This is a genomic window from Aminobacter sp. Y103A, from assembly GCF_030294925.1.
Classification (GTDB): Bacteria; Pseudomonadota; Alphaproteobacteria; order Rhizobiales; family Rhizobiaceae; genus Aminobacter; species Aminobacter ciceronei.
Map to the genome: position 1 here is coordinate 2962552 of NZ_AP017986.1, position 12556 is coordinate 2975107.

At 64.2% G+C, this 12556-nt stretch carries 8 protein-coding genes; 2 read left to right on the plus strand and 6 right to left on the minus strand.

The genetic code is table 11. The annotated features are described in order from the left end of the window. Positions 1 to 8 precede the first annotated feature (8 nt). Genes tssC through tssA form a run of 3 tightly spaced genes read right to left on the minus strand, consistent with a single transcriptional unit; the run spans position 9 to position 3228 of the window. Positions 9 to 1511 carry a type VI secretion system contractile sheath large subunit gene (tssC, locus tag Amn_RS14450; protein ID WP_154386506.1) on the minus strand — a complete coding sequence of 501 codons (1503 nt, stop codon included), beginning with the start codon at positions 1509 to 1511 and terminating at the stop codon, positions 9 to 11. A gap of 4 nt (positions 1512 to 1515) precedes the next feature. Further along, complete coding sequence (tssB, locus tag Amn_RS14455; RefSeq protein ID WP_067962030.1) at positions 1516 to 2055, minus strand: type VI secretion system contractile sheath small subunit; 540 nt, start codon at positions 2053 to 2055, stop codon at positions 1516 to 1518. 6 nt (positions 2056 to 2061) lie between these two features. Further along, complete coding sequence (gene tssA, locus Amn_RS14460) at positions 2062 to 3228, minus strand: type VI secretion system protein TssA (RefSeq protein WP_067962027.1); 1167 nt, start codon at positions 3226 to 3228, stop codon at positions 2062 to 2064. 270 nt (positions 3229 to 3498) lie between these two features. On the opposite strand from tssA, the gene tssH reads away from it, so the two are divergent. After that, positions 3499 to 6294, plus strand: coding sequence for a type VI secretion system ATPase TssH (gene tssH, locus Amn_RS14465; protein ID WP_286298049.1), 2796 nt, complete (start codon positions 3499 to 3501; stop codon positions 6292 to 6294). A gap of 29 nt (positions 6295 to 6323) precedes the next feature. Here the strand turns inward: tssH and Amn_RS14470 are convergent, their stop codons facing one another. Together Amn_RS14470 and Amn_RS14475 are read right to left on the minus strand one after the other, a co-directional pair. Continuing rightward, positions 6324 to 6584 carry a hypothetical protein gene (locus tag Amn_RS14470; RefSeq protein WP_286288434.1) on the minus strand — a complete coding sequence of 87 codons (261 nt, stop codon included), beginning with the start codon at positions 6582 to 6584 and terminating at the stop codon, positions 6324 to 6326. Positions 6585 to 6598: 14 nt separating this feature from the next. After that, on the minus strand, positions 6599 to 9385 hold the full coding sequence (locus Amn_RS14475; protein WP_286288436.1) for a caspase family protein: 2787 nt from the start codon (positions 9383 to 9385) through the stop codon (positions 6599 to 6601). A gap of 275 nt (positions 9386 to 9660) precedes the next feature. On the opposite strand from Amn_RS14475, the gene Amn_RS14480 reads away from it, so the two are divergent. Continuing rightward, the gene (locus Amn_RS14480; protein WP_286288438.1) at positions 9661 to 11697 is read left to right on the plus strand and encodes a serine/threonine-protein kinase; all 2037 of its coding nucleotides are present in this window, start codon (positions 9661 to 9663) and stop codon (positions 11695 to 11697) included. A 7-nt stretch (positions 11698 to 11704) separates the two neighbouring features. On the opposite strand, the gene Amn_RS14485 is transcribed toward Amn_RS14480, so the two are convergent. After that, the gene (locus Amn_RS14485; RefSeq protein WP_154386501.1) at positions 11705 to 12373 is read right to left on the minus strand and encodes a DUF2161 domain-containing phosphodiesterase; all 669 of its coding nucleotides are present in this window, start codon (positions 12371 to 12373) and stop codon (positions 11705 to 11707) included. Positions 12374 to 12556 lie beyond the last annotated feature (183 nt).

Sequence of the window (12556 nt, forward strand, 5' to 3'; positions counted from 1 at the left end):
TGGACAGTTCAGGACTTGACCGAAGGCAGCTCCGACACCAGCCGAAGCGAAGCGTTGATTCCTTCCAACTGGTAGTGCGGGCGAAGGTAGAAGCGCGCGTTGTAGTAGCCGGGACGCCCTTCGACGCTGTCGACCTGGACCTCGGCCGCGGCGAGTGGGCGTTTGGCGCGGGCCTTGTCGTCGGCGAAGGCCGGATTGGCGAGCACGTAGCGGTTGATCCACTCGGTCAGCCATATCTGCATGTCGGCGCGTTCCTTGAACGAGCCGACCTTGTCGCGCGCAATCGCCTTGAGATAGTGGGCAAAACGCGACACCGGGAACAGATAGGGCAGGTTGGCACTGAGGCGCTCGTTGGACTGCGCGTCGGGATCGACGAGCCGTCCCGCACGGGTTTCATCGTCCTGCAGCGAATGGGCGCCGATGAAAGCGGCAAGATCGGTGTTCTTGCGATGCAGGATCGGCATCAGGCCAAGCTTGGCAAGTTCCGCTTCGCGGCGGTCGTCGATGGCGACTTCGGTCGGGCACTTCATCGCGATCGAGCCGTCGTCGGTCGGGAAGCTGTGCACCGGCAGGTTGATCACCGTGCCGCCATTCTCGACGCCGCGGATCTGCGTGCCCCAGCCGAACAGCTTGTGGCTGCGGTTGATGTTGACGCCCATCGGGAAGGCGGCATTCATCCAGACATATTTATGGTGGTCGCCCTGGACCTCCTCTTCGAAGGCGAAGCCCTTCACCGGCACGGTGTCGGCGCCATAGGGCAGGCGGGCCAGGACGCGCGGCATGGCAAGGCCGATGTAGCGGGCGTCCTCACTCTCGCGCAACGATTGCCACGAGGCGTAGGCCGGATTGGAGACGATCTGCTGCAGGTCCTGCGGATTGGGCAGTTCCTGCCAGCTGTCCATGCGGAACAGGCGTGGCGAGGCCGCCGCGATGAACGGCGTATGCGCCGAGGCGCAGACGCCCGAGATGTTGCGCAGCAGGCCGACGTCGCGCGGGTGGTTGGAGAACTCGTAGGCGCCGATCAGGCAGCCGAAGGGTTCGCCGCCGAACATCGAATATTCGTCGGTATAGACCTTCTTGAACACAGGGCTCTGGTCCCACATCTGGCCTTCATAGTCTTCCAGCGTGTCGGCCAGCTGCTCCTTGGAGATGTTCATCACCCGGATCTTCAGCTTCTGGTCGGTCTCGGTGTTGTTGACGAGATACCAGAGGCCGCGCCATGTGCCCTCCATCTCGCGCACTTCCGGTGCGTGCAGAATCTCGTTGAGCTGGACCGTCAGCATCTTGTCGATGCCAGCGATCAGCGACTTGATCGACTTGATCGCGTTCGACGAGATGGTGGTCGTCTCGGAGCGCGACTGGGCGGCGAGCGCGAGATTGCGCACGAGCTGCTGCAGCTTCTCGCTGTCGTCTTTCTTGACCTTGAAATCCTTTTCCAGCAGGTCGCTGAATTCTCCGAGGTCGATGGCCTCCGCCTCGGCGACCGTTGGGCTCTTCTGCTGCTCGGCCATGGCTCTACTCCTCGACCTTGTCGCTGTCCGAGAGCGCCTGGCTGGCGATCTGGCCGAGCAGAGGCTCGTTGTTCAGCAGTTGCGCGATGCGCTTCTCGGCATCGGCGCGACCGTCCATGAAGCCCAGAAGCTCTTCCAGCTGACGGCGCATCTTGAGGATCTCGGCCAGCTGCGGCACCTGCTCGGCGATCTTGTCGGGAGCGAAATCGCCCATCTTGGAGAAGGTCAGGTCGATTGCCAGTTCTTCTTCCCGTTCGGCACCCTCGGCCTGGGGCAAGGTGTTCTTCACACGCGCCTTCACCCGCGGTCCAAGCGCTTCCATGAAGCGCGGGAACCTGTTGGCGTCGGTCTCGACGAAGGTGCGGTCGAGCACCGTCTTCTGGGCCTCCTTGGTTTGCGACGACCCGGCGAGATCGGCCATCACGCCCATCACGAAAGGCAATTCAATCGTCGTCGGGCTGCCGTAGGTCTCGACGTCATAGGCGATCTGCACGCGCGGCGCGCGATTTCGCTCGATGACCTTTGCTTTGCTTTCGGCTGGCATGCTTGGCTACCTTTCATCCTTCTGAGGCGTCTTCTTGTCAGTTACGCCGGCGAGGAGCCGGAATTCCTTGAGCCCCGAGGGGGCGAGATCTTCCATCAGCTCGACGAAATCCATGTGCACCATGCGGCGCACGCGCCGGGCGAGGTGCGGGATCGGGCTCGACGGTTCGGTACGGTCGTAGAAGGCGACGACGAGATCGAGGCATTTGACGACGTCGTCGCGCGAGGTCAGGCGTTCGGGGAGTGCCATTGTCGGTCCCGCATGGTTGGCCACGGGCTCTGGCGCGTGGCCGTTGGGCTGTGCGGCCGCAGGTGCCGAGGTCGCCGTCTCCGGCACTGTTGCCGCGTTGGGCGCCGGCCGCGCGGCTGCTCCGCGCTCGATCGTGGTCAGCATGCGGTCGAGAAATTTCTTGAGCTCCGGGACAGCCGGTCCGGTGCTTTCCAGGCGCTTGTTGAGCGCCGAGTCGAGGGCAGCAAGGGCGGCAGCCGCCGCGCGGGCATCGGCAACCAATTGTTCGAGGGCCGCGGCAGCCTGATCGGCCTGGGCGGCGCAAGCGCTGCGCAGGCGCGTCAACAGCTGCTCGTGCTTGGTCGACAGGGCTGCACGTTCGGCGGCGTTCAGACCCTGTGCCGCTTCCTGCAGCATGACGCGGTCGTCGAGCGCACCCTGCTCGAGCTCGCGGCCGGTAACCGGGCCGAAGCCGCGCGGCGCGAAGAACACCATCTTCCTGAGGTCGTGGAGCAGACCAGGCTCCTGGCCGTTCTGCAGGTCGAGCACGGCGTTGACGCGGCGCAGTGCTGCATCGCGCGGTGGCGCGTTGGGCCGCAAAGCGGGGTGCATCGTGTCCCAATGCGCGTCGAAGGTCCGCGCGATCAGCATCAGCCCTTCGGCAAGGCCTGCCAGTCCGCGGGAATTGGCCAAGGCGCGGGTGACCAGCGTCAGCAGGCGCAGGTCGCGGCCATGGGTGCGCAATTCGTCGGCTTTTTCGAGGACGTCATCCCAGTCGACGGGAATGCTCACTTCGGCCGAGGGCCGGTTGCGCTCGTCATGGACGACATCGGATTGCGGGACGGCGAGGCGCTCGAGATCATGGAAGCGCGGATCATTGCGCAAATCTTCCCCCGACGGGTTTTCACCGTTCAAAGGGTTGAGCCAAAGAGCAAGATCAACCACGCACCCCCCCACGCCATACTCAGGTCGGAAGTAGCCGGTATTCCACTCGATTTCAGTTTTAGCACAGTTCAGGCGCCGCTCAAAGTTGGACGCGTCTAGCCCTTAAGCGTTAGTCACCACCGCCGCGCGAATTGTTATAGTCGTTCGGTGGCGGGGGCGCGGATACCGTCCGCCCCCGCTCGTGGGCCGGCTTTGTAAAGTCGCGGTTTGTGTGGCAAATTGCAGTGATCGCAGTCCGGCCATTGGAGAAATTCCATGGAACAGAAGGGCATGCAGCAGCGCAGGTCGTCCCAGGGCTTCAAGCGCAAGGAACTGGTCGGCAAGCTCAATCCCACCTGCTTGCGCGCCTTCAAGGCGGCGGCCGACGCGGCGAAGCTGCGTGGCAACCCTTACGTGGAACTTGTTCATTTCATTGAGCAACTTGTACTTTCGGATCGCTCTGACGTGCAGATGATCCTGGCTGACGCCGGCGTCGATGCGGCACGCGTCGCCGGCGACATGACACGCGCGGTCGACAAGCTGCCTTATGGCGCGACCTCGATCGAAGAGTTCTCCGACCACATCTTTCACGCCATCCAGGAGGCCTGGAACCTGGCGACGCTGGAGTTCGGCTCGGACGAGGTGCGCAGCGCCCATGTGATCCTGGCCTGCCTGAAGGTGCCGGTGCTGGAAGGGCTGTTGTCGAAGATCAGCACCGAGTTCGACAAGATCGACGCCGACGGCGTGATCTCGCGTTTTGCCGATGTGATCGACGGCTCGCTGGAAGGATCCGCCGCAAGTGCCGCGACGCCCTCCGACGAGGCGCCGCGGCGCCTGTCACCTGGCGGGGAGTCGGCGCTGGCGAAATATGCCACCGATCTGACGCAGCGGGCACGCGACGGCAAGATCGACGCCGTCGTCGGCCGCGATCCGGAAATCCGCCAGATCGTCGATATCCTGATGCGCCGGCGCCAGAACAACCCGATCCTGACCGGCGAGGCCGGCGTCGGCAAGACAGCCGTAGTCGAGGGTTTTGCGCTACGCATCGCCGAGGGCGACGTGCCGCCGATGCTGCAAGGGGTGAGCCTGCGCATGCTCGATGTCGGCCTGATGCAGGCCGGCGCCAGCGTCAAGGGTGAGTTCGAGAAGCGGCTGAAGGCCGTCATCGACGAGGTGCAGTCTTCCGAAACGCCCGTCATCCTGTTCATCGACGAGGCGCACACACTGATCGGCGCCGGCGGTGCTGCCGGCACGGGGGACGCGGCAAACCTGCTGAAACCGGCCTTGGCGCGCGGCGAACTGCGCACCATTGCTGCCACCACCTGGGCCGAATACAAGCAGCATATCGAAAAGGACCCGGCGCTGACCCGGCGTTTCCAGGTGGTCAAGATCGAGGAACCAGACGAGGCCGCCGCGATCCTGATGTTGCGCGGCGTTGCCGGCGTGCTGGAGAAGCACCATGAGGTGCAGATCCTCGACGAGGCGATAGAGACGGCGGTCAAGCTGTCGCATCGCTACATCCCGACGCGGCAACTGCCAGACAAGGCTGTCAGCCTGCTCGATACGGCCTGTGCCCGCGTCGCCATCTCCCAGCACTCCCGGCCCGGCGAGGTCGAGGACCTGATGCGCCGCAGGCAGGCGCTCGAGGTCGAGCAAGGCATCATTGGCCGTGAGGCGGCGATCGGCATCGAGGTGGAGGACCGCAAGGCGCGCGTCGAGGCCGGGCTGGTCGAGACGGACGCCGCACTGGCTGCGGCCCAGGAGCGCTGGGACAAGGAAAAGGCCGCCGTCGCCGAAATTCTCGACCTGCGCGCCAGGCTGCGCGGGCAGGGCGTGGCGCTCGATCCCGTTGTCGCGGAGGCGCAGGCGTCGGAAGAAGCCGGCGAGGAACCGATCGCTGCCAATGACGATGCTGCTGTCGATCAGGATGTCGCGGCTGACAGCATACCCCAGGTTGAGCAGGTCGAAACCGCTCAGCAAACAGAGGCAGTCTCCGATCCCGGGGCCGACCTTGTGCGGCTCAAGCAGCTGATGGCGGTGCTGGCCGAGGCGCAGGGCGAAACGCCGTTGATCCTGCTCTCCGTCGACCGCAATGCGGTGGCCTCAGTGGTGCAGGACTGGACCGGCATTCCCACGGGACGGATGCTGACAAGCCAGACGGAAAAGGCATTGCGGCTGGCGCAGACTTTGTCCGAGCGCGTGGTCGGCCAGGATCATGCGATGGAAATGATCGCCAAACGCGTTCAGACCAGCCGCGCCGGGCTTGGGGCACCGGAAAAGCCGGTCGGGGTGTTCCTTTTGTGTGGCCCCTCGGGTGTCGGCAAGACCGAGACGGCGCTGGCGCTGGCCGAGACGCTCTATGGTGGCGAGCAGAACCTGATCTCGATCAACATGTCGGAATTCCAGGAAGCGCACACCGTGTCGACGCTGAAAGGCGCGCCTCCCGGATATGTCGGCTACGGCAAGGGTGGCATCCTGACCGAGGCTGTCAGGCGCCGGCCCTATTCGGTGATCCTGCTCGACGAGGTCGAGAAGGCGCATCCCGACGTGCACGAGATTTTCTTCCAGGTTTTTGACAAGGGCATGATGGATGACAGCGAGGGCCGGCGGATCGACTTCAAGAACACGCTGATCCTGCTCACCTCCAATGTCGGCTCCGAGGTCATCATGTCCAAGACCAAGGGCGGCGAGCTGCGCGAAAAGATCGAGAATCTCGACGCTGCCTTGCGGGCGCCGTTGCTCAAGGTGTTCCCGGCGGCCTTCATCGGCCGTGTCGTGACGATCCCCTATTATCCGCTGTCAGGCGAGATGATCGAGGCGATCACGCGCCACCAGTTCGGCAAGATTGCCCGCCGGCTGCAGGTCAGCCACGGCGCGGAACTGGTGATCGGCGATGGCGTGATGGAACTGATCAAGGCGCGCTGCACCGAGATCGAATCCGGCGGCCGGATGATCGACGCGATCCTGACCAACACGCTGTTGCCGGAACTCAGCCGCGGCGTGCTCAACCGTTCGCTCGATGGAGAAAAGCTGACGCGCGTGACGGTCGGCGCGTCAGGTGAGGGGTTCAGCTACGAGTTTGGGTAATTCACCTGCGGGGTAGGTGCTGCAACGCCCTACCAAGGGCTTCCACTGTCGCCACCACCACCACTATCGCTTCTTTCGCTGCGTTCAACGCTCGGCGTCGCCGGAACGATCGGCTTCTTGACGACCCTTGGCTGAACCGGAGCCGCGACAGCGACCTTCTTCGCAGGCGCCACTTTCTGGACCTGTACCGGCTGAACAGCTGCCTGCTCTTCGACCTTCATCAAGGAACCACAACCGCACAGCGGCGTAAGCACGGTCGCCATTAGAAGACTGATGGTATGCGATCGCATGTAACGTCTCCCCTTCATGAGCCCAGCATGTCCAAACGTGGTCGTGTTTCGATCCATTCCTTGTGCAGGAGGTCGCTCAGTAGCTCCCCGGAACTACGCGGTGCGGCCGTTCCAAGAACGGTGCTTGCGGCTTGGCGGGTTCGCGGTCCAAGCCTGCCATCAATTTCGCCGACATCTTGGCCGGCACGTTTGAGCGCAAGTTGCACTTCCTTGCCGATTGTCAGAGCGTCGACGCCTCCCAATGCCTTCTTTGCCTGATCGGAAGCGTCCTTGAAGTTGAATGAGGCGGACAAGGCGTAAAGGCGGGCGATCTCACCGTTGTCTTTCTGCAGTGTCGGATTGTCCTTCAGTAACTCGGCAGCGTAGAAGGCACCCCATGCGTCGCCCCTCTCGGCGCTTTCGCGGTACCAGGTTGAGATTGTTGCCGCATCAGCTGTGTTCTCTCGCTGGGCAAGGCGCGCTAGCAACCGACCGGCATATGGATGCCCCATTGCGCGGGCCTTCTCAAACAATTCGGCGGCGTGCTTGGTGTCCTTCTGTACGCCTGCTCCATCGCGATAGAGGATACCGAGCAAGACCATGCCGTAGACGTCGTTGCGATCCGAGGATTCCGTGATGAACTTGAGGGCGCGGGCCTCGTCTTTAGCGACATGTTGTCCCGACAGGTACTCGGTGCCCAGCATGTTCATCGCATATGTGTGGCCGGACTCTGCCGCGCTCGCGACCATCGCCATGCCACGATCGATGTCTGGCCTCGTGCCGAGGCCCGTAACCAGCGCCCGGCCCAGCGCATATTGCGAATAGGGATCGCCACGCTTGGCACCGGATTCGAACAGCGGGATCGCTTTGGCCGGATCGCGCTCGACCGCGGCGCCGAACTGATAGAGCCTGCCGAGCAGATAGCTGGCGCGGACATGGCCGGCATCGCTGGCGGCATTGAGTTCGATCAGGGCGTCCTTGAAATCGCCTTGGGCATAAAGGGCGCGGGCGTACTGGTACTTGAACCGGGCGATCTCGGGATGCTGGTTGACGGCTGCCTTGCAAGCGCTCAGCGCCCTGGGTACGTCGATGTCGTTGGGCAGCTTGCCGTCGGCAACCGCCTGGACGTCGAGCGGTTCGGCGGCGAGCGTGTCGCACTCATTGACCGAGACGGCGACATTGATGGTGATCGGGGCGGGTGCTGCGGTCTTGGCAGCCGGCATCAGCACGACGGTGCGCAGCGGCTCCTTTGCAGGCACCTTGTCGGCGGGCAGGGGGATCGGCTTGACCTCCATGCTGTCGGTGCTGGTGTCAACCTTGCCGGCGCTGCCGCTGGTGTTCATCGCCACCGTCTCGGCCACCGGCTTTGTCTCGTCCTCGGCGGCGACGAGCTTGAGCGACGGGCGGATGCGCAGCTTGGTGATGTCTTCGGCCTTGATCAGGTCGCCTTCGGAAACGATCTTGCCGTCGACCGCCACCTGCGTCTCCGGATCGCGCTTTTCGAGCCGCAGCCAGCCGGTGGGGGCGGCACTCGTCGAGCGCACCACTTCTTCGGGCATGGCGGCGAAGCCGGTGCCGATGTCGGATGCCATGGCGACGAGGATCGGCTTTGCCTGTTCGGGCGCTGCCGGCTTCGGCTCGTCGCCCTGCTGGATGTTGAGCGCCGGCTTGACCTGCACCTCGGCGACGGCCTTGCTATCGACGACGACGCGGATGATGCCGCTGGCGCTGCGGCCGCCATCGGTGGTGACGGTGTAGCGCACCTCGTCGGCGGTCATGTCGGCGGAAGCCGGCTTGAACATGACCTCTTCGATGCGATCGGCCGCAATCTTGCTGTCGAGGCTGAGCTGCTGGTCGCCGAGCCAGAGCGTGCCCTGGTCGGGCAGCTTGGTGAAATTGACCGTCAGCTCGGCGTTGCCGCTGGTGATCGGCGGCGAGATGCGCAGCGCCACCTCCTTGGTTTCAGGCGGAACACGAACCTCGCGCATATCCTCTATAATCAACAGGTTCTGGCGGGTTACGAAGAAGAAAGATGAGGTGAGGCTCGACGCATCCCACGGCGTCTGGCGCCCGTCTGTGCGCTTGATGACCTCGGCGCGGATGTCGCTGAGCAGCTTCCTGACCTCGACATTCGGCTTCAGCGCATATTCGGCGAAGGTGCCGGTGAACGGGCTCAAGCCATCATTGCCGTCGAGCGCGACACGGTCGGGCGCGGTCGAATAGACGATCAGCGTGCCGTCCTGCGGCGCGACCGAGGCCAGGCCTTTTTTTCCCTCGACCGCGACCTTGGCCTGGCCGACATAATAGGAATTGTTGGCGAAAGGATTGTCGCGGCAGGCGTCGAGGATGGCGATCTGCAGCGAGGAGGTTTCGCGCATATATTCGAGCAGGCTCGACATGTTGTAGGCTTGGACCTCGAGGTCGTAGGAGGTCGCCAGTGTGGCGTCGACCGGGATCATGAAGTTGTGGCCGCCGACCTGCACCGCATGACCGCTGTAATAGAACAGCGCGACGTCGCCGTCGTTGAGCGTGCGGAGGAAGCCGAGAATGGTTTCCTCGAGGCCCTTCTTGTCGAGATCCTTGCCGAGCGTGACCTCGAAATTGGCGCGTTCCAGCACCTCGCGGATGCGGTCGGCGTCGTTGGCGGGGTTGGGCAGCGGGGCCAGATGCTGGTAGGCGGTGTTGCCGATGACCAGTGCAGCGCGGCGGCCTGACACGCCGTCAGCCGCCAAGGCTGTGCTCAGGGCCAGGAGCAGGATGAGACCGCAGGCGGCGAGAGCGCCGCTCAGGCGCGCGAGAATGCCAGCATTGCGAGCAGGCAAGCAGCCTTCGCATACCATGAACTGCTCCTTCCGGACATGCAGTCTTTACAGGCTTGGCACGGCTTGCATCTATTAGCGGTGAAGCATCCTCCTGACATGGACCTGTGTCAACGCAGTCGACATAGATCAAACGGCCTATTGCCCGGCGCGCGCAAAGGCCTCCGCGAGCAAAAGTCCCCATCGCGAAAATCCGTGTTATTGTCAGTCCGGTGATCGAAAAATCGCAGGTGTGAAGCAATGGCCGAACGGCGCTCACGCATGGATGGAACCAGGTCATGACGCCGGAGGACAAGACACGTATCGCGCCCGATACCGGTGTTCATCAGGGCGTGCAGCTCAACGGCATCTATGAGATCGACGAGCACATCGCCACCGGCGGCATGGGCGAGGTCTATCGCGGCCACAACATCCAGACCGGCGACCCGGTGGCGATCAAGGTCGTGCTGCGCGAATTCGCGCGCGACCAGGGCATTCTGGCGCTGTTCCGCAAGGAGGCGTCGATCCTCAATCACCTCTCCAACGACGCCATCGTGCGCTATCACGTCTTCACCATCGATCCGACCATCGGCCGGCCCTATCTCGCCATGGAGTTCGTCGACGGCCAGTCCCTCGGCGAGCGCATCCGCAACGGCCCGCTCGACACGCGCGAGGCGCGCAAGATGCTGGCTCGCGTGGCCTCCGGCCTGTCGGTGGCGCATGAGGCAGGCGTCATCCACCGCGATCTGTCGCCCGACAACATCGTCCTGCCCGGCGGCAAGGTCGAAAAGACCAAGATCATCGATTTCGGCATTGCGCGCTCGGCCAATGTCGGCGGCGGCACTTTGCTCGGCGGCAGCTTCGCCGGCAAATACAGCTTTGTGTCGCCCGAGCAGCTCGGGCTGTATGGCGGCGAAATTACCGACCAGTCCGACATCTACAGCCTCGGCCTGGTGCTGGCCGCCGCCTTGCGCGGCAAGCAGCTCGACATGGGCGGATCGCCGGTCGAGGTGATCGAGAAACGCCGCACGGTACCGGACCTCACCGGCATCGACCCCGATCTTCTGCCGTTGCTGCAGTCGATGCTGCAGCCCGACCCCAGGGATCGCCCGGAAAGTGCGGCGGCGATCGTCGAATGGCTGCGCGAGACGAGCGGTGCAACGGCGCCGCCCGTCACGCTGCCCGGTATGCCGCTGCATGACCAGGAACAGCGCAAGCCTGCCGAAGCCTGGCGGCCGCCGGGATCGACATCGAGCGGGCAGAAGCCGATGCCGGCTGAGGCGGTGCTGCCGCGCGATGCGCCGTGGCGCACCGCCGGTACGACGGGCAAGCCAATGCCCGACCCACGGCAAAGAGCAGCCCCCAAACCTGCACCCGCCGCGAGCGCAACCAAGTCACCACGCGGTGCGCTGGTAGGTACAGTCTTGCTGGCCGCCGTGGCCGCCCTGGGCGCCGGCGCCTATTTCTCCGGGTTGATGGACGGGCTCCTGCCGGGAGAAACTGATGTGACATCGGGGCAGGAAGCCGCTGGCGGCAAACTCACGCCGGCGCCGCCCGTACCCAAGGAGACGGTGCAGGTTCCGGCCAAGCCTTTGCCAGAGCCCGCGCCTGTAACCGAGGCAAAGGCGCCGGCACCGACTGACATCGCCAAGCCGAAGCCCGCCGTGCCGGTCAAGCCAATTGCCTTGCCCGAGCCCCCGAAGGCTGCGATGAGCGCCGCCGACTGGTTCAAGTCCTTTGACGGCGGTCCCTGCTTCTATGCCTCGGTGGCCAACGCATCGGCGCCCAGCCCCGAGGTCGAGGGGCTGGCGACCTCGAAGGCGCCGTTCGACAAGCTGAGCCGCGACTTTGCCTCGGCCTTCGGCAACGGCCCAAAGGTCAATCCGCGCATGATCGAGCGCGAGCAGTGCCCAGTCGCCGATTTCCTCGAGGCGGTGCATCCGGACACCGGCCAGGGCCCGACCCTGCAGTTGAACAAGGACAACCTCAAGGTCGGAGACTCGCTGCAAGGCACGCTGAGCCGGACCGGCAGCCGCAATGTCAATCTGCTGCTGATCGGCAAGGACGGCGTCGTCTACAACTTCGCCAGCCTGCTCAAGAAATCCGGGCCCGACGCGGCGAGCTTCAGCATGAAGCTGTTCCCGCTCAACGACCAGGAGGCCACGGCGCCCGAACCGCATCTGATCGTGGCGCTGGCGAGCGACAGCGGCATCAAGGCTGCCGACATCAAGGACCCCGAGCTCGCTTCCGACCTGTTCCCGAAAATCCGCACGGAGATCGAAGCACAGCCGAACGCCGCCGGTATCGCCTTTGCCTATTTCCTGTTCGACCGTTGAGTTTCGTTCAGATCACGGCGGGCGGCTGCTGAGGCCAGCGCTGCAGCGCTGCACGACCCGTATCCGTCAATTCGTAGATGCCGCGATCAACGCGTATGAACCAGCCATAAACATTGTCCTGCAGGATTTTGGGCGCGCGCGACACTGACTGGCTGAGGTCGCGCGGCCGCCTGGGGCCGTCGACAAGGGCCACGGCGCATTTCAGCGCGTCCTGGCGATAGGCGGTCATGATCGGCGCGCGCGAGCCACCGCCGACGACTGGGTCTCCCTGCCTCCGGCGATGTTCTGATACGAGGCGCGAGCGCCGTTTCGGATCGCGGCGCGGCGCCGGTGCCTCCGGGCTGAGCAGGACTTCGACCCGTTCGTCGTCGAATATGCCGAGCAGGCCGAAACCCAGGCGACGGCAGAGATTGCGGAAGCGTTTGTCGCCCTCACGGCCCTTGCCGCGCGGCGACATGCGGGCGGCAAGCCAGATCTCGTCGGCGGCGGCAGCACGATCGACACCTTGCAGGATGAGCTCGAGATTGAACTGCAGCTTCAGCTCGCAGACGACGACGATGGGCGGCGCATCGCTGCTCAGCGCCAGCAGGTCGCAGCCGCCGATCTCGCCCTTGACCTCGAAGCCGAGGCCTTCGAGGAAGTGTTTTACCGGGCTGTAGAGGGCCGTCTCGAGCAACAGGTTTTCTCACCGCATGAACGCTGGGCCAAGGCTTTGCCTCGTCGCTGGCGCTGGCCAAGTCTGCGTCGAATCATTCAGAATATCATGCCGATGCCACCGCCATAGTCGAGCGGTGACATCCGGCATCGGGGCATTCGACCCGGTTGGCGGCCAATTCGCCAGGACAGCGCCTGGAGCAAT

What these genes read in the sequence shown, in the direction of transcription:
- tssC (WP_154386506.1), bottom strand. Translation starts at nt 1,511, where the DNA reads ATGGCCGAGCAGCAGAAGAGCCCAACGGTCGCCGAGGCGGAGGCCATC.
- tssB (WP_067962030.1), bottom strand. Translation starts at nt 2,055, where the DNA reads ATGCCAGCCGAAAGCAAAGCAAAGGTCATCGAGCGAAATCGCGCGCCG.
- tssH (WP_286298049.1), top strand. Translation starts at nt 3,499, where the DNA reads ATGCAGCAGCGCAGGTCGTCCCAGGGCTTCAAGCGCAAGGAACTGGTC.
- Amn_RS14470 (WP_286288434.1), bottom strand. Translation starts at nt 6,584, where the DNA reads ATGCGATCGCATACCATCAGTCTTCTAATGGCGACCGTGCTTACGCCG.
- Amn_RS14480 (WP_286288438.1), top strand. Translation starts at nt 9,661, where the DNA reads ATGACGCCGGAGGACAAGACACGTATCGCGCCCGATACCGGTGTTCAT.